20 protein-coding genes are annotated in these 21,563 nt (G+C 59.2%); 15 read left to right on the forward strand and 5 right to left on the reverse strand.

Going from position 1 to position 21,563, the window contains the following annotated elements; translation table 11 throughout:
- The first annotated feature begins 15 nt into the window (after window positions 1-15).
- Window positions 16-1,470 (forward strand): tRNA uracil 4-sulfurtransferase ThiI, encoded by a 1,455-nt coding sequence (thiI, locus tag A8B84_RS13700; protein ID WP_064229695.1) that lies wholly within the window; start codon window positions 16-18, stop codon window positions 1,468-1,470.
- A 4-nt stretch (window positions 1,471-1,474) separates the two neighbouring features.
- On the opposite strand, the gene A8B84_RS13705 is transcribed toward thiI, so the two are convergent.
- The gene (locus A8B84_RS13705) at window positions 1,475-2,488 is read right to left on the reverse strand and encodes a histone deacetylase family protein (protein WP_064229696.1); all 1,014 of its coding nucleotides are present in this window, start codon (window positions 2,486-2,488) and stop codon (window positions 1,475-1,477) included.
- A gap of 186 nt (window positions 2,489-2,674) precedes the next feature.
- Here A8B84_RS13705 and A8B84_RS13710 point away from each other — a divergent pair, with 186 nt between their 5' ends.
- Window positions 2,675-4,126, forward strand: a complete 1,452-nt coding sequence (locus A8B84_RS13710; protein ID WP_064229697.1) for an NAD-dependent succinate-semialdehyde dehydrogenase — start codon at window positions 2,675-2,677, stop codon at window positions 4,124-4,126.
- 314 nt (window positions 4,127-4,440) lie between these two features.
- Window positions 4,441-6,606 carry a DNA helicase II gene (gene uvrD, locus A8B84_RS13715; RefSeq protein ID WP_064229698.1) on the forward strand — a complete coding sequence of 722 codons (2,166 nt, stop codon included), beginning with the start codon at window positions 4,441-4,443 and terminating at the stop codon, window positions 6,604-6,606.
- A gap of 154 nt (window positions 6,607-6,760) precedes the next feature.
- Here the strand turns inward: uvrD and A8B84_RS13720 are convergent, their stop codons facing one another.
- Window positions 6,761-7,558 (reverse strand): undecaprenyl-diphosphate phosphatase, encoded by a 798-nt coding sequence (locus tag A8B84_RS13720; protein ID WP_064229699.1) that lies wholly within the window; start codon window positions 7,556-7,558, stop codon window positions 6,761-6,763.
- Between the two features lie 180 nt (window positions 7,559-7,738).
- On the opposite strand from A8B84_RS13720, the gene phnD reads away from it, so the two are divergent.
- From phnD to A8B84_RS13745, 5 genes are read left to right on the forward strand one after another with little or no spacing between them, the layout of a single operon-like run.
- Window positions 7,739-8,686, forward strand: a complete 948-nt coding sequence (gene phnD, locus A8B84_RS13725) for a phosphate/phosphite/phosphonate ABC transporter substrate-binding protein (RefSeq protein WP_064229700.1) — start codon at window positions 7,739-7,741, stop codon at window positions 8,684-8,686.
- An 18-nt stretch (window positions 8,687-8,704) separates the two neighbouring features.
- Complete coding sequence (phnC, locus tag A8B84_RS13730) at window positions 8,705-9,523, forward strand: phosphonate ABC transporter ATP-binding protein (RefSeq protein ID WP_064229701.1); 819 nt, start codon at window positions 8,705-8,707, stop codon at window positions 9,521-9,523.
- Window positions 9,524-10,342, forward strand: coding sequence for a phosphonate ABC transporter, permease protein PhnE (gene phnE / locus A8B84_RS13735; RefSeq protein ID WP_064229702.1), 819 nt, complete (start codon window positions 9,524-9,526; stop codon window positions 10,340-10,342).
- Window positions 10,339-11,154 carry a phosphonate ABC transporter, permease protein PhnE gene (phnE, locus tag A8B84_RS13740; RefSeq protein ID WP_064229703.1) on the forward strand — a complete coding sequence of 272 codons (816 nt, stop codon included), beginning with the start codon at window positions 10,339-10,341 and terminating at the stop codon, window positions 11,152-11,154. Before phnE (A8B84_RS13735) ends, phnE (A8B84_RS13740) begins: the two co-directional genes overlap by 4 nt.
- Window positions 11,155-11,158: 4 nt before the next feature.
- Window positions 11,159-12,106: an HAD-IIA family hydrolase gene (locus tag A8B84_RS13745; RefSeq protein WP_064229704.1), complete on the forward strand. Its 948-nt coding sequence runs from the start codon at window positions 11,159-11,161 to the stop codon at window positions 12,104-12,106.
- A gap of 10 nt (window positions 12,107-12,116) precedes the next feature.
- Here the strand turns inward: A8B84_RS13745 and arsB are convergent, their stop codons facing one another.
- A complete protein-coding gene (gene arsB / locus A8B84_RS13750) occupies window positions 12,117-13,187 on the reverse strand; it encodes an ACR3 family arsenite efflux transporter (protein ID WP_064229705.1) in 1,071 nt (356 codons plus the stop codon).
- Window positions 13,188-13,197: 10 nt separating this feature from the next.
- Complete coding sequence (gene arsH / locus A8B84_RS13755) at window positions 13,198-13,920, reverse strand: arsenical resistance protein ArsH (protein WP_064229706.1); 723 nt, start codon at window positions 13,918-13,920, stop codon at window positions 13,198-13,200.
- 90 nt (window positions 13,921-14,010) lie between these two features.
- On the opposite strand from arsH, the gene A8B84_RS13760 reads away from it, so the two are divergent.
- From A8B84_RS13760 to arsJ, 3 genes are read left to right on the forward strand one after another with little or no spacing between them, the layout of a single operon-like run.
- A complete protein-coding gene (locus tag A8B84_RS13760; RefSeq protein WP_064229707.1) occupies window positions 14,011-14,775 on the forward strand; it encodes a metalloregulator ArsR/SmtB family transcription factor in 765 nt (254 codons plus the stop codon).
- A 45-nt stretch (window positions 14,776-14,820) separates the two neighbouring features.
- The gene (locus A8B84_RS13765) at window positions 14,821-15,825 is read left to right on the forward strand and encodes an ArsJ-associated glyceraldehyde-3-phosphate dehydrogenase (protein ID WP_064229708.1); all 1,005 of its coding nucleotides are present in this window, start codon (window positions 14,821-14,823) and stop codon (window positions 15,823-15,825) included.
- A 1-nt stretch (window position 15,826) separates the two neighbouring features.
- Window positions 15,827-17,020: an organoarsenical effux MFS transporter ArsJ gene (arsJ, locus tag A8B84_RS13770; protein WP_064229709.1), complete on the forward strand. Its 1,194-nt coding sequence runs from the start codon at window positions 15,827-15,829 to the stop codon at window positions 17,018-17,020.
- A 7-nt stretch (window positions 17,021-17,027) separates the two neighbouring features.
- On the opposite strand, the gene A8B84_RS13775 is transcribed toward arsJ, so the two are convergent.
- Window positions 17,028-17,654: a hypothetical protein gene (locus A8B84_RS13775; RefSeq protein WP_064229710.1), complete on the reverse strand. Its 627-nt coding sequence runs from the start codon at window positions 17,652-17,654 to the stop codon at window positions 17,028-17,030.
- Between the two features lie 89 nt (window positions 17,655-17,743).
- On the opposite strand from A8B84_RS13775, the gene A8B84_RS13780 reads away from it, so the two are divergent.
- The 4 genes from A8B84_RS13780 (at window position 17,744) to A8B84_RS13795 (ending at window position 21,555) form a co-directional block, all read left to right on the forward strand.
- On the forward strand, window positions 17,744-18,352 hold the full coding sequence (locus tag A8B84_RS13780; RefSeq protein WP_064229711.1) for an ATP-binding cassette domain-containing protein: 609 nt from the start codon (window positions 17,744-17,746) through the stop codon (window positions 18,350-18,352).
- A complete protein-coding gene (locus A8B84_RS13785; protein WP_064229712.1) occupies window positions 18,339-19,136 on the forward strand; it encodes an ABC transporter permease in 798 nt (265 codons plus the stop codon). The genes A8B84_RS13780 and A8B84_RS13785 overlap by 14 nt, the downstream gene beginning before the upstream one ends.
- Window positions 19,137-19,237: 101 nt before the next feature.
- Window positions 19,238-20,422, forward strand: a complete 1,185-nt coding sequence (locus tag A8B84_RS13790; RefSeq protein ID WP_064229713.1) for an MFS transporter — start codon at window positions 19,238-19,240, stop codon at window positions 20,420-20,422.
- Between the two features lie 5 nt (window positions 20,423-20,427).
- Window positions 20,428-21,555 carry a DUF3524 domain-containing protein gene (locus A8B84_RS13795; RefSeq protein WP_227512836.1) on the forward strand — a complete coding sequence of 376 codons (1,128 nt, stop codon included), beginning with the start codon at window positions 20,428-20,430 and terminating at the stop codon, window positions 21,553-21,555.
- Window positions 21,556-21,563: the final 8 nt, after the last annotated feature.

The following is a 21,563-nucleotide window of genomic DNA, read 5'->3' on the forward strand; positions in this document are numbered from 1 at the left end:
ACAAAATTCCGATTTATGAAACTGCTTATTCGTCCCGCTCCAGAAGTTGCCATCAAGAGTAAACCTGTCCGTCGTCAGCAGATGCGTCACCTGCGGCAGAACATCCGAAAATTGCTGGCACGGCTGGATCCTGAAATTCGCGTGGAAGGCAGCTGGGATCGGGTGGATGTAGAGGTGCCTGACAACCGGGGCCTGTCAGGCCCTGCCCTGGAGGCGCTTTTGCGCATACCGGGCATTTCCACGATTCAGGAAATTGGGGCGTTTCCGTTTATCAGCCTCGAAGATGTTGCCGACAAAGCCGTTGAAGCTTTCGCTGACCGGTTGAACGGCAAAACCTTCGCGGTAAGGGCCCGTCGTCATGGTGAGCACAACTTCCGCTCCATTGATCTGGAACGGACGGTGGGCGCCGCCCTGATGCAGGCATCGGAGGCCAGGGGGGTTGATCTGAAATCGCCCCAGGTTGAAGTGCGGATTGAGGTCCATGGCGATCAGTACCACATCGCCCACCGCAAGCACCGGGGATTGGGCGGCTATCCGCTGGGCAGTGTCGAAAACGTGCTGACTCTGATTTCCGGGGGGTACGATTCCTCCGTGGCCGCCTACCTGATGATGCGTCGCGGCCTTCGCAGTCATTTTCTGTTTTTCAACCTGGGAGGCACTGCCCATGAGGTGGGTGTGCGCCAGGTGGTGCACTACCTTTGGGACCGTTATGGCGCTTCCCACAGCGCCAAGTTTATCTCGGTACCCTTCGAGGGCGTGGTTGCCGAAATCATGCGATCGGTGAATCACCGTCACTGGGGGGTGGTGCTCAAACGCCAGATGCTTATGGCGGCTGCCGAGATTGCCCGCAAGAACAACGCAGTCGGCGTAGTAACCGGCGATGCAGTGGCCCAGGTATCGAGTCAGACCCTGAGCAACCTCAACGTGGTAGACAGGGCCAGTGATGAAGTGGTCTTGCGACCTCTGGTGTCCATGGACAAGGAATCCATCATCCGCATCGCCCGGGAAATTGGCACCGAAGTCTATGCCCGCAACATGCCCGAGTACTGCGGCGTAATCTCCCAGAAGCCGGCCACCAGAGCCAAACTGCACCGCGTGGAGGAAGATGAGGCACTGATGGACGCTTCGGTGCTTGCCAGCGCGATTCAGGCCCGGGAGGAGACGCCGGTGAACCGGTTGCTGGAGACGACCGTGACGCCTGAGGAAGTGGAGCTGGTGCAAACGCCATCGGTGAATGATGTGATCATCGACGTGCGCCACCCCTCGGAGGGCGAGCAATCACCGCTGAAGCTGACCAATAACGAAATCCTGCAGATCCCGTTCTACGAGCTGAATCAGCAGCTACCGGAGCTGCCGGCGAACCGGCAATACCTGCTTTATTGCGACCGAGGCACCATGAGCCGGATGCATGCCGGGCATCTGAAGGCCGAGGGGCACGAAAACGTGAAGGTCTACGTGCCCGCCGCCTGAAACCTCAGCCTGCCAGACCCTTGAAAAACTGTTGGACGTTCTCGCTCAGGGCGTCCAGATCATACCCGCCTTCCTGCACCACCAGCGTTGGCAGTCCCAGCTGGCGCACGTGGGTGCTGAGCCTGCAGAACCCTTCGGAAGAGACTGACACCTTGGCCTGTGGATCGTTCTTGTAGATATCGAAACCGAGGGCGAGGATCAGGGCATCCGGCTGGTAAAGCTTGATGGCCGCCAGGGCTTCATCCAGTTTCGCGAAGAAATCGTCTTCCGTTGAGCCGTGGGGCATCGGCAGATTGATGTTGTAGCCAAAGCCTTCCCCTTCGCCACGCTCGTTCTCAAAGCCAGTGACTACCGGGTAGAAGTTGGTGGGGTCGCCGTGGATTGAAATATAGAGCACATCGCTTCGATCATAGAAGATTTCCTGGATGCCCTGACCATGGTGCATGTCGGTATCCAGAATCACGATCCTGGGGAACCGGGCTTTCATGTGCTCGGCGGCAATGGCGGCATTGTTCAGGTAACAGAAACCTCCGGCGGCATCACGGCGGGCATGGTGCCCTGGCGGACGGCACACGGCGTACGACGTTCTGTCGCCGGCGATCAGTGCATCAGCTGCGCCCAGCGCGCTTTGGGCAGACCAGTAGGCGGCATGCCAGGTGTGTTCGCCTATCGGACAGCTGCCATCGGCCTGATAGCGGGCCGCCTCGGCGAGAATGCCAGTCAGGTGATTGGGGGAACGGACAAAGATATTCGAGATGACCTCATCGCCCCAGTCGTCCATCTGTTTCCAGCGCCGATGCGCAGATTCCAGAAAACGCAGGTAACCCAGATCGTGAACTTTCGAGATCGGGCCAGCACCCTGGTCCGCAGGCTGCAGCACGGAGATACCCATTTCCTTGAGTCCGCCCAGCATTTCACCAGTGCGGGCAGGAATCTCCTGGGGCTGGCGCATCTGTCCCCGGGTAAAGTACGTCTGTGGAATGTGCTCATCCTGTGCGTGATGGAAAAATGCCTTCATTGTCCGGTCTCCTGGGTGTCTGATCCCCCGAGTATAGGCACACTCAGGCGATGATCAAAAGCCTGCCCTTGACTTTACAGGTCGGGATACAACATCCACTATGAAAGACATAAAACACTGACGCAACCAGATTACCTGGACTGCGCCCCACACGGGGGCGGAGCCAATCACAGAAGAGGAGCCGAGATGATCGAGTCACCCCTGCTGGAAAAGCTGACCGGCTATATCGGTGGTCGCTGGACTGACAATGAGCATGGCAACACCTTCGATGTTTACAACCCGGCAACGGGCAAGGTGATCGCCCAGGTCGCATCCATGTCGGAAGACGAAGTGAACGCCGCCGTTGCCTCCGGCAAGTCGGCACTGCGACTGACCAGTCCCTACAGCATCGAGACCCGCCGTAAGTGGCTGGAAGACATCCGGGACGCACTCAAGGCCAACAAGGAGGAAGTGGGTCGTATCCTGTGCATGGAGCATGGCAAACCGCTTCAGGAAGCCCAGGGTGAAGTGGATTACGCCGCCGGGTTCTTCGATTACTGCTCCAAGCACATCCAGGCCCTGGATGCCCACACCATTCCGGAAAAGCCGAAAGACTGCACCTGGACCGTGCATTACCGCCCAATTGGTGTCACCGGCCTGATCACGCCCTGGAACTTCCCCATTGGCATGATCGCCAAGAAGCTGTCTGCGGCCCTGGCAGCCGGCTGCCCGTCGGTGATCAAACCGGCCAGCGAAACGCCGCTCACCATGATTGCCCTGTTCAGCCTGATGGACAAACACACCGATATCCCGGATGGCATGGTTAACCTGGTGATGGGCAAGGCCAGCGTGATTGGCAAGGTTCTGTGCGAGAGCCCGGACGTACCCATGCTCAGCTTCACCGGTTCCACCGAAGTGGGCCGTAAGCTGATCGTCGACACGGCAGATCAGGTCAAGAAACTGGCCCTTGAATTGGGCGGCAACGCACCGTTTATCGTCTTCGACGATGCCGACCTGGACGCTGCGGCAGACAATCTTATCGCCAACAAATTCCGCGGTGGCGGCCAGACCTGTGTCTGTGCCAACCGGATTTTCGTGCATGAGAAAGTGGCCGATGCCTTCGGTGAGAAGCTTGCGGAGCGGGTCAACAAAATGACCGTCGGTGACGGCATCAACGGCGACGTGGATCTTGGCCCGCTGATCAACCAGGCTGGCTACGACAAGGTTAAACGCCACGTACAGGACGCCCTTGAAAAAGGCGCCACCCTGGTCGCCGGCAAGAAGCCGGAAGAGCTGGGCAACGATTTGTTCTTCCCGCCCACTGTGGTACATGGTGTAAACCGGGATATGTGCTGCTACCAGGAAGAAACCTTCGGCCCGCTGGTACCCATGGCCCTGTTCCGCACGGAAGAGGAAGTCATTGAAGCCGGTAACGACACCGAGTTCGGCCTGGCCTCCTACGTGTTCACCAACGATGCCGAACGCGCCCAGCGCGTGGCTGCCGGCCTTCGCTTTGGCCACTGTGGCTGGAACACCGGCACCGGCCCGACACCGGAAGCGCCGTTTGGTGGTATGAAGGCGTCCGGCATTGGCCGTGAAGGCGGCCTGGAAGGTCTGTTCGAGTTCGTAGAAGCTCAAACGGTGCCGAGAGGCTTCTAACTACCGAAATAACAGCCCTCATCCTTGGGGGTGTCGCACGGGGGAGGTTCCCCTTCAGGACACGCTACGAGCACATCCATGTGCGCTTGGCTGTGGCCATCCATGGCCACAGACAGTCCTGAAGGGGAACCTCCCCCGCGCTCTTGCTTACATTAGGTGAGGGCTTTTAAGGTTTTAACTCCTGACTTTCTGTAGGTCGGATTAGCAAAGCGTAATCCGACAAACAACGACAAAACATCCCCACCCGGAAATCCCTCTTTTCTCCTGTTATACTCGTAAACCTGTTTATTTAACCAGTAGCGAACCGATTCTTTATGGACGTCTCCCACATCATCGATCCGTTGAACGATGCCCAGCGTGAAGCTGTTACCGCTCAGAACGATCACCTTTTGGTTCTGGCCGGCGCCGGAAGTGGCAAAACCCGCGTTTTGGTGCATCGAATCGCCTGGTTGATGACGGTGGATCGGGTGCCGCCCACTGGAATCCTGGCGGTGACCTTTACCAACAAGGCCGCCAAGGAGATGCGATACCGCATTGAGCAGATGATGGACATTCCTGCCCGTGGTCTCTGGTTCGGTACCTTTCATGGCATCGCTCACCGGCTACTGCGTTCCCACTGGAAAGACGCCGGCCTGCCAGAAAACTTCCAGGTGCTGGACAGTGACGACCAGCTGCGGCTGATCAAGCGGGTGATGCGGGAAAACCAGATCGACGAGAGCAAGTGGCCGCCGAAGCAGGCCCAGTGGTTTATCAACAGCCAGAAGGACGAAGGGCTGCGGGCGGATCATATCCAGGAGAATCCGGGCGATCATTTCCTGTCGATCATGCTGAAGATCTATCGCCAGTACGAGAAGCTCTGCCAGCAGGGTGGTCTGGTGGATTTTGGCGAGCTGCTGCTGCGTTCCCACGAACTCTGGCTGCATCGGCCGGAGCTGCTGGCCCATTACCAGAGTCGGTTTCAGCACATCCTGGTGGACGAGTTCCAGGACACTAATACCATTCAATACGCCTGGCTGCAGGTGCTGGCCAGCAACCGGGTGCCGTTGACGGTGGTCGGTGATGACGACCAGTCCATTTACGGCTGGCGGGGAGCCAAGATCGAGAATATCCAGCAGTACCAGCGGGATTTCCCCAACGCCCGGTTGGTGCGGCTGGAGCAGAACTATCGCTCCACCCAGATGATTCTGAAGGCGGCCAACGCGGTGATCGCCAACAACCAGGGCCGGCTGGGCAAGGAGCTCTGGACCGACGGCCCGGAAGGCGAACCGATCAGCCTCTACGCGGCGTTCAACGAACAGGACGAGGCCAACTACATCGCCGACAGTATTTCTGCCTGGGTGCAGGACGGCAATCTGCGCAGTGAATCGGCGATTCTCTATCGCTCTAACGCCCAGTCCCGGGTACTGGAAGAAGCGTTGATGCGCCAGGGCATTCCTTACCGGGTCTACGGCGGCCTGCGCTTCTATGATCGTCAGGAAATCCGCAACGCCCTGGCGTACTTGAGGCTGGTGCAGTATCGCCGAGACGATGCAGCGTTTGAGCGGGTGGTGAACGTACCGCCCCGTGGCATTGGCGCCAAGAGCCTGGCGGAGCTTCGGGAATTCGCGACCGAGCAGAGTATCTCATTGTGGGAATCCGCCGAGCGTCTGCTGGAAGCCGGGCAGGTGAAAGGCCGGGCCAAAACCGGGCTGCAGTCTTTCATTGCCATTATCGAAGGCCTCTCCGACATGGTGGGCGATGCTTCGTTGCATGGCCTGATGAAGCAGACCATCGAAAACAGCGGGCTGAAGGACTATCACGCCAGTGAGAAAGGTGAAAAAGGCCAAGCCCGGGTGGAGAACCTCGAGGAACTGGTCAATGCGCTGTCTGATTATGAGGTGGAGGATGGTGTTGATCCGCTGTCGGAATTCATCGCCCAGGCCGCCCTGGATGCCGGCGAATCCCAGGCCGAAGCCCATGAAGACAGCGTTCAGTTAATGACCCTGCACTCCGCCAAGGGTCTGGAGTTTCCTCTGGTGTTCCTGGCGGGCGTGGAAGAGGGGCTGTTCCCCCACGGCATGTCTCTGGAAGAGCCTGGCCGTATGGAAGAGGAGCGCCGTCTGGCCTACGTGGGCATCACCCGGGCCATGCAAAAGCTGGTGCTTACTTACGCCGAATCCCGGCGTTTGTACGGTCAGGAAAAGTTCAATGCGTTGTCGCGGTTCGTTCGGGAGATTCCGGGCGACTGTTTGCAGGAAGTGCGGCTGCGCAATTCGGTGACCCGCCCCGCTATGGTGGCGCGCCCGAATGAGAGCATGTTCAGCCAGGATTCGGCGCAGCAGTCCGGTTTCAGCCTGGGCCAGCGGGTGCGTCATCCCAAGTTTGGCGAGGGTATCGTGATGAATTCGGAGGGCAGCGGGCACCATACTCGGGTGCAGGTGAACTTTGATGAGGGCGCCAAGTGGCTGGTTCTGGCTTATGCGCCTTTGGAGGCCTGCTAATTTCCACTTTGGAGGTGGCACAGGTCGGGTAAGGGTTTCCAAAACACGCTCCTTGCGGCACATCCATGTGACGCTTGGGCTCCGCCATCCATGGCTCCGCACAGTTTTGGAAACCCTTACCCGACCTGAGCTTCAGACCATTTGCTAGCCGCTTTTACATAAGAACCGCGTAGATTACACCTGCCAGAACAATCCGGTAGATAACATACGGCCACATCCCCACCTTGTTCAGCCACTTCAGGAAGAAGTGGATCGCTGTGATGGCCATCACGAACGATGTAACCCCACCAATCAGAAAACCACTCCAATCCACGACTACATCGGATGTCGCCACTTCCAACAGTTTCACGGCCGATGCCAGCACGATGATGGGAATTGCCAGCAGAAAAGAGAACCTGGAGGCGGTTTCCCGGGTCATGCCCAGGAACAGGCCGGCGGTGATGGTGACGCCGGAACGGGAGGTGCCGGGGACCAGGGCCATGGCCTGGGCGATGCCTACCAGGACGGCGTCTTTCCAGTTCAGTTTGTCGAGCGTTCGCTGACGTTTGGGCAGCCAGTCTGCAAGGCCGAGGAGTAGGCCGAAGAACAGGGTGGTGAAGAAGATCACTTCCACCGCCCGCAGTTCGTTGTCGATCATGTCCAGCAACGCCAGGCCAGCCAGGCCAGCAGGGATGGTGCCGATCACGAGGTACCAGGCCACGGCGCCCTGGCCAACGATTTTGCGGCGGCTGATGGAAATCAGTCCGTCCCGGGCGATGCCAAAGACATCCCGTCGAAAATAGAGCACAACTGCCAGTAAGGTTCCCACGTGCACCGACAGGTCGAAACCCACGCCCTGATCGGTCCAGCCAAACAATGCCGGGGTCAGGATCAGGTGGGCGGAGCTGGAGATGGGCAGGAATTCGGTCAGTCCCTGGAGAAGGCCAAGGAAAAGGGCCTGGAAAACGTCCATTGCGTGGATTCCGTCAGATTCGGTGCGTCAGAAATGTGGCCGCGATATTAGCAGGGCGGGCTGGGGCTGAACAGTTACACGGGTCCCGAGTTCTGCCTCGGCAATGATTGTCACAAAAATATCATCATATGAGCCTACGGTTGCCTCAGAGACATCCCTAGTGAACTGAGGAGACAAACAATGAAAAAGCTTCTGACCCTGGCCTGTGCCACTATGCTCACACCGGTGCTGGCCCACGGCGCTTTTCAGCTCGACAGCCGTTATCAGGACAATGACGGTGATCTGATTGCTGATATCCCTTCCGACGAGTCAAAACTGGGGGATCCCTCAACCCTGGTCTTTGCCTATACCCCGGTGGAAGATCCGGCCGTTTATAAGGAAGTCTGGTCCGAGTTTCTCGACCACTTGGCGGACACCACTGGCAAGAATGTCCAGTTTTTCCCGGTACAGTCCAATGCAGCCCAGATCGAAGCCATGCGTGCTGGCCGCCTGCATATCGCCGGCTTCAATACCGGTTCCAACCCGCTGGCCGTCGCCTGTGCCGGCTTCCGCCCGTTTACCATGATGGCAGCGGCCGATGGCTCCTTTGGCTATGAAATGGAAATCATCAGCTACCCCGGGTCCGGTGTGAATGATGTGGAAGACATCCGTGGCGGCGAGCTTGCGTTCACCTCGCAGACATCCAATTCCGGCTTCAAGGCTCCCTCCGCCATTCTCAAGGCGGACTACAACATGATTGCCGGTGAGGATTTCGAGCCGGTGTTCTCCGGCAAGCACGACAACTCCATCCTCGGTGTTGCCAACAAGGACTACAAAGCCGCGGCGGTTGCAAACTCGGTGCTCAACCGCATGCTCAGCCGGGATGTGGTTAGCGAAGACCAGATTGTCAGTCTCTACAAGTCCCAGACTTTCCCCACCACGGGTTACGGCATTGCCCACAACCTGACACCGGAACTGCAGGAAAAAATCCAGGACGCGTTCTTCTCCTTTAACTGGGAAGGCACTGCGCTGGAAGAAGAATTCTCGAAATCCGGTGAAGCCCAGTTTGTGCCCATCACCTTCAAGAATCACTGGGAAGTGATTCGCAAGATCGACGCAGCCAACGGTGTTGCTTACAACTGTCGTTAACAGGCCGGGCGGTACCAAGTGCTGAAACTGGACAAGGTTTCGAAAACCTACAAGACCGGCGACAAGGCCCTCCACAATGCCTGCTTTGAAGTTCCGGCAGGCCAGGTGGTGGGCCTGATCGGACCCTCTGGGGCGGGCAAATCCACCCTGATCCGCTGCATCAATCGACTGGTGGAGCCCACTCAGGGCTCAATCACCCTGGGCGACACCGAGCTGACCGGATTGAATCGTCGGGAGCTGCGTCGCGCCCGGCGGCAGATTGGCATGATCTTCCAGGAATACGCCCTGGTGGAACGCCTGACCGTAATGGAAAACGTGCTGTCTGGTCGGCTGGGCTATGTGCCAGCGTGGCGCTCCTACCTGCGAAAATTCAGCGCGGATGATATCGCCCAGGCATTCTCCCTGCTGGGCCGGGTCGGCCTTGCCGATCATTACAACAAGCGGGCGGATGCGCTCTCCGGTGGCCAGCGGCAGCGCGTGGGCATTGCCAGGGCTCTGGAGCAGAACCCGGAACTGCTACTGGTGGATGAACCCACAGCTTCCCTCGATCCGAAGACTTCCCGGCAGATCATGCGGCTGATTCGCACCGCCTGTCAGGAGCGCAATCTGCCCGCGATCATCAACATTCACGACGTGATGCTCGCACAACAGTTCTCGGACCGGATTATCGGCCTGAAGGCTGGCGAAATCGTGTTCGACGGCGCACCGGATGCTCTCACCGACGAGGTGTTGACCACCATCTACGGGGATGAAGACTGGACCCAGCTGCGTGGCGACAACGGCGAACATTCAACGGATCCGGAAGCACCGGCGGTAGATCTGGCGGAGGGGGTGTAAATGGCTGAAGAGCCAGTGGCCCAATCCTATCCGACCCGCTGGAAACGACCTCCGGTACTGCTGACCCATCCTCTGTGGCGGAAGATCATTCTGTTTGGTGGCCTCGTCTACCTGGTGCTGGCCCTACAGACCGTTGAGGTCGACTGGCAGCGGGTCTATCTGGGGCTGGAGCGCGGCTGGCGATTCGTCCAGGGCTTTCTGGTTCCGGACTTCACATCGCGCTGGAATGACATCTACGCCGGACTGATGGAAAGCCTGACCATGACCGTGACGTCCACGGTGGCCGGTATCCTGATTTCCGTTCCCATCGGCATTGGTGCCGCCCGCAATCTGGCGCCGGCACCGGTATACCTGGCCTGCCGCGGCATAATTACAGTCTCCCGATCCTTCCAGGAGGTGATCATTGCCATCCTGCTGGTGGCCATGTTCGGGTTCGGTCCCTTCGCGGGGTTCCTGACCCTGGCCTTCGCCACCATCGGGTTCCTTTCCAAGCTGCTGGCCGAGGAAATTGAAGACTGCGACCGTAGCCAGATTGAGGCTATCCGGGCCACCGGTGCCAGCTGGTGGCAGGTGGTCAATTACGCGGTTCAACCTCAGGTCATGCCCCGTCTGGTCGGGTTGTCACTCTATCGGCTGGACATCAACTTCCGGGAATCGGCGGTGATTGGCATCGTCGGCGCCGGTGGTATCGGAGCAACCCTCAACACCGCGATCGACCGTTACGAGTACGACTCGGCTGGTGCGGTCCTGATCATCATCATCGCTATTGTTCTGGTGGTGGAATACTCGTCCTCATACATCCGCAGGTGGGTACAGTGAGCATTCAGGCACCCAGGGCACCATCATCCTGGCAGTTCCGGACCCCCAAGCAAACGCTACTGCGCTGGCTCGGCTGGTTCTGGCTTGTCGCCCTTACGGTTTTCTGCTGGCAGGTCATGAATGAAAACACCATCTGGGCCTTTGTCAGTGATGCGCCGGACCAAGCCGCCGACATCGGCGATCGAATGTTCCCACCGGCCTGGGGTTACATCAACAATCTCTGGGAACCACTCTGGGATACTATCAATATTGCCACCCTTGGCACTCTGCTGGGCATTCTGATCGCCGTACCTGTGGCATTTCTGGCAGCCACCAATACCACTCCCAGCACCCGGTTTGTGAGACCGCTGGCGCTGCTGATCATTGTCGCCTCCCGTTCCATCAATTCCCTGATCTGGGCTCTGTTGCTGGTGGCGATTATTGGCCCGGGGCTCCTCGCGGGCATCGTCGCGATCGGTCTTCGGTCCATCGGTTTTATTGCCAAACTGCTGTATGAGGCCATTGAGGAAATCGACGATAAACAGGTGGAGGCGGTGCGCGCCACCGGAGCCTCAGGCGCTCAGGTGATCGATTACGCGGTGGTGCCACAGATTTTGCCGGCGTTCTGGGGCATCAGCGTGTTCCGCTGGGACATCAACATCCGGGAATCAACTATTCTCGGGCTGGTGGGCGCTGGCGGACTCGGGATTCAACTCAACGCCTCGCTGAGCACCCTGGCCTGGAATCAGGTGGCCATGATCTTCATCGTGATCCTTGGTACCGTCGTGATCTCGGAATGGGTTTCCGCAAAGGTTCGTGAGGCGGTACTCTAGGCCGATGATCGATACCCACCCAACGTCCTTTGCCGGTGTGACACCCTCTCCTGCATGGGCCTTCGCCCAGTACCAACAAATCCGGGCGAACCTGCCTGAGGGCTTGGTTGCAGAAAAACAGCCTGAAACCCGAGCGCTGGATTCCCTGGCGCCGCTGGTTGATCGTTTTCAGGTCTTCGTCTTTGACGCCTTCGGCGTACTGAATGCCGGCCCCCGGGCGTTTCCTTCAGCCATAAGCCGTATCAGGCAGCTCCAGGAACGTGGCAAGACCGTCAGGATTCTCTCCAACGCAGCCACGGCCAGCCATAGCGCACTTCTCGCCAAGTACCATGGTATGGGATTTGCCCTTGGGCAGGATCAACTGGTTTCTAGTCGTTGGGTTCTTGAGCAGTCGTTAGTCCGCCAACCTCGTCAAGGCCGGTTCGGCGTCCTCTCACCGGAATCATCCGCTCCAGATACCCTGGGGGTGGACTGGCTGCCGGTCCGGCCGGGTATTCAGACGGGCGATCTGGACCGTCTGGATGGTTTTATCTTCCTGAGCAGTGAAGGCTGGAATGAGGAGGTTCAGGAAGCGCTTGCCCAGAGCCTGGCCCGCCATCCTCGCCCGCTGTTAGTGGCCAATCCCGACCTGGTGGCCCCCAGAGGCGATTGCCTGACCCTGGAGCCTGGTTACTTTGCCCACCTGTTGATGAGCCAGTCCGCCATAGAGCCGGAGTTCTTTGGCAAGCCTTATCGACCCGCCTTTGATGCGGTACTCCAAACTCTGGGGGGTATAGACCCCTCCGATATCTTGATGGTGGGCGACACGCTACACACGGATATTCTGGGCGGGCAGGCTGCGGGCATGAAAACCATGCTGATAACGGCGGAAGGCGCCTTGCAGGGTATGGATATTCCAGACTGCATTGCGCAGTCTGGAATTGCGCCGGACTTCATCGCTCCGATGATTTGAGGCTGTTCACTCAGGCGGGAAACCGGTCCCGGGTGCGATTGGCTATTTTGACCAGCATCAGCATGAGCGGTACTTCCACCAGCACACCAACAACTGTGGCCAGCGCTGCGCCGGATTGCAGGCCGAACAGTGCGATGGCCGCGGCCACGGCCAGTTCGAAGAAGTTGCTGGCGCCAATCATGGCGCCAGGCGCTGCGATACAGTGGCGTACTTTCCACAGCCTCGCCCAGCCGTAGGCCAGGAAGAAAATCAGGAAGGTCTGAACAATCAGCGGCACGGCAATCAGCACGATATGCAGGGGATTGTTCAGGATTACCTCGCCCTGGAAGGCGAACAGCAGCACCAGAGTGACGATCAGCGCCGCCGGGGTGACCGGGCTGAGCCGCTTCATAAAGACATCGTCGTACCACTGCTGACCGTGGCGCGAAATCAGGGCCCGGCGGGTCAGGTAGCCGGCTGTTAGCGGAATCACGATATACAGGACGACCGACAGCAGCACGGTATCCCAGGGCACCTGGATGTCGGAAATGCCCAGCAGGAAAACAACAATCGGCGCGAAGGCAAACAGCATGATGATGTCGTTCAGGGATACCTGCACCAGAGTGTAGGCGGCATCGCCTTTGGTCAGGAAACTCCACACGAACACCATGGCGGTGCAGGGCGCTGCACCCAACAGGATCGCCCCGGCCAGGTACTCGCTGGCCAGTCCCGGCGCGATCCATGGCTCGAACACCACCATCAGAAAAAACCAGGCAATGGCAAACATGGTGAAGGGCTTGATCAGCCAGTTGACGATGGTCGTGATCGCCAGGCCTTTCGGTTCTTTCCGTACACCGACCACCGCACTGAAATCAATTTGCGCCATCATCGGGAAAATCATCGCCCAGATCAGAATGGCGATGGGGATGGAGACCTGCGCGTATTCGAAGCGGGACAGAGTCTCGGGCACTACGGGCGCGAACTGGCCCAGCGCGACGCCGGCAATGATGGCCAGAGCCACCCACACCGACAGGTACCTGCCGAACAGGTCCATGCCTTCGCCGGAGCCTTCCGCCTGGGTGATTTCGTTATTGCTGCTCATTGCCTTTCCCTCACATGGACCGCTGGTTGACGCGTTTGGAGACTTCTTCGGCACTTTCCACCCGCTCGGAATACCGGTCGGTCAGGTAGTCACTCCGGTCCCGGATCAGCAGAGTGAATTTCACCAGTTCCTCCATCACATCGACGATGCGATTGTAATAGGGTGAGGGTTTCATGCGGTCGTTATCGTCAAACTCCATAAACGCCTTGGGCACCGAGGACTGGTTGGGGATGGTCACCATCCGCATCCAGCGACCCAGTACCCGTAGCTGATTGACGGCATTGAAGGACTGGGAGCCGCCACAGACCTGCATTACGGCCAGGGTCTTGCCCTGGGTGGGACGCATGCCGCCAATGGAAAGGGGAATCCAGTCAATCTGGGTTTTCATGATGCCGGTCATGGCGCCGTGACGCTCTGGTGAACACCACACCATGCCTTCAGACCACTGGGCCAGATCCCGCAATTCCTGCACCTTGGGGTGAGAGGCATCTTCTGCATCGGCCAAAGGCAGCCCCCGTGGATTAAATACCCGGGTTTCGGCGCCCATAGCTTCGAGCAATCGGGCAGCCTCTTCAACGGCCAGTCGGCTGAACGAGCGTTCACGCAGCGAGCCATACAGCAACAGAATCCGTGGCGGATGTGATGACGGCTTTGCCTTGAAGAGCTGGCCCGTTGTTGGAGCGTTGAACAATTCCGGGTCGACGTTGGGGAGGTCCTGATCCTGGGTGCTCATTTTTTGCCGGATTCCTTTACTCGTGGAGATGTTGGATCTATTATGCACAAAAACAGATATGCATGAAATCGAATATACGGAATCTGGGATATGAAGCGCCGCGTTTTGTTCGTCTGTACCGCCAACAGTGCCCGTTCCCTGATGGCAGAAGCCTTGCTCCGGGACATGGCCGGAGACCGGTTTGAAGTAGCCAGCGCCGGTACCGAGCCAACCAGGCCCCACCCCATGGCACTGCAGGTGCTTGAGGAAGCCGGCATTTCCACTGAAGGATTGCATAGTAAGCAATTGGCCGATGTGCAGGGGCAGTACTGGGATTATGTGATCACCCTGTGCGAGAAAGCCGCGAACGAGTGCGGTACGGTCTGTCAGCCTGCCCAGCAGATTGCCTGGGATTTTGCCGATCCGGTGCCGGCAAACCGCCATTCCACCTTTGCCCTCACTCTCAAGGAAATCAAAGAGCGCATTGCGCTGTTCGCGCTAGTGCACCAGAAAGAAACCGGAGCGAAACCCGCCAGCTATGACCCGGTCACGGTGTTCAAGGCACTGGCCGACGATTTCCGACTTGCGGCGCTGTTACTTATCCGCAGCCAGGACCAACTCTGTGTCTGCGAGCTCACGGAAGCCTTTGAAGCGCCCCAGCCAAAAGTCAGCCGGCATCTGGCAACCTTGCGGGATGCCGGCCTGCTGGCCACGGAGCGTCGGGGCCAGTGGATCTATTATTCCCTGAACCCGGGCATTCCACAGTGGCTGGGCCGGGTGCTGGATGAAACCGCCAGCCATAACGACCGATTGATAGAGAACCCGCTTGCACGATTGCAGGCCATGGCAGACCGACCGTCTGTCCAATGCCTGTAATCCTCGCGCGGTTTAGTGTTTGAACAGTTTCATCAGGAGCACACCATGAGCAAGATCAAAGTAGGCATTAATGGATTTGGCCGAATCGGTCGTCTGGCCCTGCGGGCCGCCTGGGGCTGGCCGGATATGGAGTTTGTCGCGATCAACGACCCGGGTGCCGATGCCGCCACACTGGCCCATCTGCTCAACTTTGACAGCATCCATGGTCGCTGGAGTCGGGAAGCCACTGCCGACGGAACGGATATCGTCATCGAGGGCCAGCGCATTCGCGTGACTCACAACCGCAGCATCGGTGAAACCGACTGGTCTGGCTGTGATCTGGTGATCGAGGCCAGTGGCGTAAACAAGAAGGTCAGCGCCTTGCAGGCGTACCTGGATCAGGGCGTAAAACGGGTCGTGGTCACGGCACCGGTGAAGGAGGCGGGCGCCAAGAACATTGTGGTTGGTGTGAACGATGATATTTTCGACCCGGCCACCGACCGCATTGTGACCGCCGCCTCCTGCACCACCAACTGCCTGGCGCCGGTGGTGAAGGTGATTCACGAAAAACTGGGTATCAAGCACGGCTCCATCACCACCATTCACAGCCTGACCAACACCCAGACCATCATCGATGCGCCCCACAAGGATCTGCGCCGGGCGAGGGCCTGCGGCAGTTCACTGATCCCCACCAGCACCGGTTCAGCAACGGCAATTATCGAAATATTCCCGGAACTGAAAGGGCGTCTGGATGGCCACGCCGTGCGCGTGCCGCTCACCAATGCATCGCTGACCGATTGCGTGTTTGAGGTGGAGACACCGACCGACCGTTCAGCGGTGAATCAGTTGCTCAAAGAAGCCGCTGAAGGTGAGCTTAAAGACATCCTGGGCTACGAAGAGCGCCCACTGGTGTCCATTGACTACAAGACCGACCCGCGTTCGTCCATCGTCGATGCCCTGTCTACCATGGTGGTCAACGGCACCCAGGTGAAGATCTACGCCTGGTACGACAACGAATGGGGCTACGCCAACCGCACCGCGGAACTGGCGCGCAGGGTGGGTGCTGCCTGATATGACGGCTGCCATCCGACAGTACCTGGTGATCACCGGCAACTACTGGGCCTTCACTCTGACCGATGGCGCTCTGCGGATGCTGGTGGTACTGCATTTCCACCAGTTGGGCTACTCGCCCCTGGAAATCGCCCTGCTGTTCATCTTCTATGAATTCTTCGGGGTGGTGACCAACCTGGTGGGCGGTTACCTGGGTGCCCGTATGGGCCTGAACCGAACCATGAACATCGGGCTGTTCCTGCAGATTGTGGCGCTGGGCATGCTGGCGGCGCCGGCGGCGATGCTCACGGTACCCTGGGTAATGGCAGCGCAGGCATTGTCCGGCATTGCCAAGGATCTGAGCAAGATGTCCGCCAAGAGCGGCATCAAGTTGCTGGTGCCGGATGAGCAGCAGGGCACACTGTACAAATGGGTGGCGATTCTCACCGGCTCCAAGAACACTCTGAAAGGGGTGGGTTTCTTCCTCGGTGGCGTGCTGCTGATGGCGGCCGGCTTTAAGGGCGCAGTCATCATCATGGCAGTGGCGCTGGGACTGGTCTGGCTGGCCAGCCTGTTTCTGCTCGGGCAGGACCTGGGCAAGAGCAAGGCCAAGCCGAAGTTCAGCGAGATCCTTTCCAAAAGCCGAGCCATCAATGTGCTTTCGGCGGCGCGGATGTTCCTGTTCGGTGCCCGGGATGTCTGGTTTGTGGTGGCTTTGCCGGTTTACCTGCACACGGTCTTTGGCTGGGACTTCTGGAAAGTGGGCGGCTTTATGGCCACCTGGATTATCGGCTATGGCTTTATCCAGACCATTGCCCCGCGCATCACCGGCAACATGGAAGGCAAACAGCCTGCTGTGCTCTGGGCCGCAGCGCTGGCTCTGATTCCTGCCGCCATTGCCATTGGTCTGACGGGGGGCTGGTCACCGCAGATCGTGATTGTTGGTGGTCTGCTGTTGTTTGGCGTGCTGTTTGCCGTCAACTCGTCCCTGCACAGCTATCTTATCGTTAGCTATGCCCGTGGCGATGGTGTGTCGCTGGATGTGGGTTTCTATTACATGTCGAACGCTGCCGGGCGTTTGCTGGGCACCCTTCTGTCCGGCTGGGTCTATCAGGCTTATGGCCTGGAGGCGTGCTTGTGGATATCGTCTGGACTGGTGGTCATGGCCGCGCTGCTGTCCATGATGTTACCCGAGCGGCGGCCAGTGACAGCCTGAGCACGCCTCAGAACCGAATGGCCAGCCCTGCGGCGGCTTCCACCTGCAGGTAGCCGCTGCTATCGAATCTGAGTTCACAGCCGCCTGAGCAGAACGCGGAACCTCCGGAATTCAGTGCAGTGTAAACACCGCGCAGATCCAGCCGAAGGCGCAGCTGGTCTGTCAGGAAGAACTGATAACCACCACCCAGAGACAGGGCGGCCCGGTGGTGGGTTTCGTACCCCGAATCGTCCGGTTCCAGCCGGGTAACCCCGAACACACCAGAGACAAACCCGCCGTGGTTCTGCCCGCCCGGGAAATACAGCCCGCCGAACTGGAGCTGGTAGATCGTCAGGTCGATGGACTCCACGCCCGGTGCGAACAGGCCATTGTCCAGTCTGGCCGAGGTGCTCTGCCGCCCGAAATAGAGTTCTCCCTGTTTGCCGGGCTCCGCCAGATCAAAATTGAACACCAGCCCCTGGCTTGCGGAATCCCGGAAGTCGATCTGGTCTGAAGTGCTGGCGCCGGCGGTCTCGATATCCACCGAACTGCTCATTCGATACCCTGCAAACGGTGCCAGGCTGACCTCCGCTGCTACCGGAGCGGCGATCAGTGCCGATGTCAGTGTGAACGTGAAAAGGGATCGAAGCTTCATACATCCGCGGCCTGTGTGGCTGGTCGTTGGCAGGGCAGTGTGCAATGGTATAACCGTTATGAAAGTTGGCGAGCCCTGGTGATGCTATCTTGACAGATTTGGTGCTGGAAAATCTCAGCGTTGGCACTCTGAGTAACGTGTCTTTGAGGATACCTGGTGGACAGGTTGTCTGTCTGTCCGGCCCCTCGGGCAGTGGCAAGAGCCGTCTGCTGCGGGCCGTGGCTGATCTGGAACCACACGGCGGCAGGGTTGCTCTGGGTGATACCGCCCAGTTGGATGTTCCCGCTCACCAGTGGCGACGCCGGGTTGTTATGGTACCGGCAGACAGTCAATGGTGGTTTGATGAGGTGGGTGGTCACTTCCCGGCTGATGCCAGGGCAGGATTGCCGTCAGCGCTGGGCTTCCCGCCCGGTGTTATGGAGTGGTCGGTAAGTCGGCTGTCCTCTGGTGAACGGCAGCGGCTCGCGCTCTGGCGGGCCCTGGTGCTTGAGCCAGAGGTTCTGTTACTGGACGAACCCACCGCCAATCTGGATAACGACAGCACGGAAGCCATTGAAACCTGGCTGCTCGATGAGATCCGGAGGCGGCAGATCGCGGTGCTTTGGGTCGCTCACGACCCGGCGCAGATCCATCGAGTGGCGGATGCCCACTACCGGATTCACGGCACCAGCCTGGAGCGCGTTAATGGAAGTGATTGATCTGGCCTGGTGGAAGCTGGGCCTGGCGGCCCTGCTGATTCTGGCGCTGGCCGGTACCGGGTATCTGGCCCGACTCGGTATTACCCGCAGCCTGCTGATTGCGGCACTGCGCACGGTCATTCAACTGGCGTTGATCGGGCTGGTGCTGGAGGCCCTGTTCGCGTCCTCTGCGTTCTACTGGATTGCGCTGCTGGCATTGGTCATGCTGTTGGTTGCCGGCCGGGAAGTGGTCGCGCGCCAGGGGCGACGATTACGGGGCTGGTGGGCGTTCAGTATCGGCACGGGGGCGATGTTTGTGTCGTCCTTTACCGTGACCATCCTGGCCCTGACTGTCGTGATCGGTCCCGAACCATGGTACGCCCCGCAATACGCCATCCCGCTGCTCGGTATGATGCTTGGCAACACCATGACGGGCGTGAGTCTGTCGCTGGATCGGTTGAATGACTCGGTCTGGCGCCAGCGTGCCGTCATCGAGAACCGCTTGATGCTGGGTCAGACCTGGCAACAGGCGCTGGAGGATATCCGGAGGGACGCCATGCGCAGTGGCATGATGCCCTCAATCAATGCCATGGCCGCCGCCGGTATTGTCAGCCTGCCGGGTATGATGACTGGCCAGATACTTGCTGGCAGCCCCCCGGCAGTGGCGGTGAAATACCAGATTCTGGTGATGCTGATCATCACCGTCGGTACCGGCTTCGGGGCTGTTATGGCTGTTTACTGGGGTGGGCGCCGGCTGTTCGACGAGCGGGAACGCTTGCGACTGGACCGGCTGGTGAAACCGTGAGTGGAAGGGCATGATGGCATTCAGGCACCAAAGTAGCATGGGCGAAGCAGGCCTACCGAGGCTAGGCTTTTGCTTCCGCTTGCTCAAATAAGAAAAAAACAATGATCGACCTGCTAAGACGCTATCCCCTTCCTGTCATCGTGCTGGCCCAGCTGTTCGGCACCTCGCTTTGGTTCAGTATCAATGGTGTCTGGCTATCGCTGTCCGCAGAGTTGGGTCTGACGGAAACCGATCTGGGCCGGCTGACGCTGGCGGTTCAGGCCGGGTTTATCGCCGGCACCCTGACCATCGCCGTCACCGGTCTGGCGGACCGCTTTGGCGCCAGCCGTATCTTTGCGCTCTCGAGCCTGCTGGGCGCCCTGGTTAATGGCGGATTTGTTTTCGCCGCAGGCGCACCGCCGCTGGATTTCCTCCTGCGTTTCGCCACCGGTCTGTGTCTGGCCGGCATCTACCCACTGGGCATGAAAATGGTGATCGCCTGGACCCCGAAATACGCCGGTGCCGCACTGGCCTGGCTTGTGGGCATGCTCACCCTGGGTACGGCACTGCCACATCTGATGCGCGGCGCAACGCTGGGCATGCCGTGGGAGTGGCCGCTGATGGCGGCATCCTGCCTCGCCCTGGCCGGAGGGCTGCTGGTGTTTCTGCTGGGCGACGGGCCGCACCTGCCGAAAAGCAGCGGCCGGCTGCCACTCAGCCAGGGCCTGGCGGCGCTGCGTATACCAAGGTTCCGGGCAGTGTCCGGTGGCTACTTCGGTCATATGTGGGAGCTTTACGCTTTCTGGACATTGACGCCCCTGCTGATCGGCCGGGAACTGCAGCGTCTGGGGCAGGGTGATGCATGGGTTCCCTGGCTGTCGTTCGCGGTGATTGGCATTGGCGCCGCCGGCTGCGTCGGTGGCGGCCGGCTCAGTAGAACCCTGGGCAGCGAGTGGGTGGCCCGGAGGGCGCTGATGGTGTCCGGGGCGTTCTGCCTTCTGTATCCCTGGATGAACGGACTGGCTCCGGTCTTGCTGATCGCGTTGCTGGTTGTCTGGGGGATTGCGGTGGTGGCGGATTCGCCACAGTTTTCGGCGTTGGCTGCCGCAACGGCCCCGAAGGAATCGGTGGGCTCTTCCCTGGCGGTGATGAATGCAGTTGGGTTCGGGCTTACCCTGCCGGCCATCTGGCTGACCAGCGCATTATGGGGGCACCTCAATGTCTGGGTGGTTCTGCTTCTATTCCCGGGGCCGGTGCTAGGACTGTGGTCGCTTTCCAGGGCACGACCTGACGCCCAGTCTGGTTAATGGCCGTGAGCGTGATTAAGCCCGAGACGTCCAAGCCGAAAGTACTGATACTCTCCGGGTACGACGCAGCCAGTCACAAACGTTGGCGTGAGCACCTGGCGGCGCTGTTGCCGGAATTCCACTGGCAGGCGCTGACATTGCCTCCGAGGTTCTTCCGTTGGCGGATCCGCGGCAATCCACTGAGCTGGCTGAACGAGCCGCTGTTGCAGGAACACTGGGATCTGATTATCGCGACATCCATGGTGGATCTTGCAACCCTGCGAGGCTTGCACCCGCGCCTGGCCCGTACACCCTGCCTGCTGTACATGCATGAAAACCAGTTCGCCTTTCCAGTATCCAGCGGCCAGAACGCCAGCGCCGATCCGCAGATGGTGAACCTCTACAGTGCCCTTTCTGCCGACTGTGTGGTGTTCAACAGTGGCTGGAACCGGGACAGTTTTCTGGACGGTGTCGACTCGTTCTGCCGAAAGATGCCTGACAGGGTGCCCGAGGGGCTGGTCGAAACTCTGCGTGACAAGTCCCGGGTGATACCGGTGCCGATTGAGGACCGGTTGTTTGCTGATCGCCTGACACTTTTGGGCCGGACCTGTCCGCATCTGCTCTGGAACCATCGCTGGGAATACGACAAAGGGCCCGATCGCCTGTTGAATTTCCTGCAGGTGCTGGAACAGCGCTCACTACCGTTCAGATTGAGCGTGGTGGGTGAGCGGTTTCGCAGTTATCCGAAGGCATTTGACCGGATCCGCGAACAGTTTGATCCTTGCATCGAACACTGGGGATTCTTGGAGAGCCGTGAAGACTATGATCAGTTGCTGCGCCAGGCGGATATGGTTGTCTCCACGGCACTGCACGATTTCCAGGGGCTGGCAATGCTCGAAGCCATGGCGTCCGGTTGCGTACCTCTGGCGCCGGACCGTTTGGCCTACCGGGAGTACGTGCCGGAACTGTGTCGCTATGACAGCTATGAACAGGATGCGGAGCGAGAGGCGGAAGCTGCCGCCGACAGCCTTGAAGCGCTGATGGAAAAAGGCGCGTCAGCCTGCCCGCCAGAAGGTTGGCGGGCATCCACGCTGGCTGGAGACTACCAGTCTCTGTTTGATGAGCTGATCAAAACCGGAGCAGGCAAGTCCTGATCCTGTTT

The sequence above is a fragment of the Marinobacter sp. EhC06 genome, from assembly GCF_001650915.1.
Taxonomy (GTDB): domain Bacteria; phylum Pseudomonadota; class Gammaproteobacteria; order Pseudomonadales; family Oleiphilaceae; genus Marinobacter.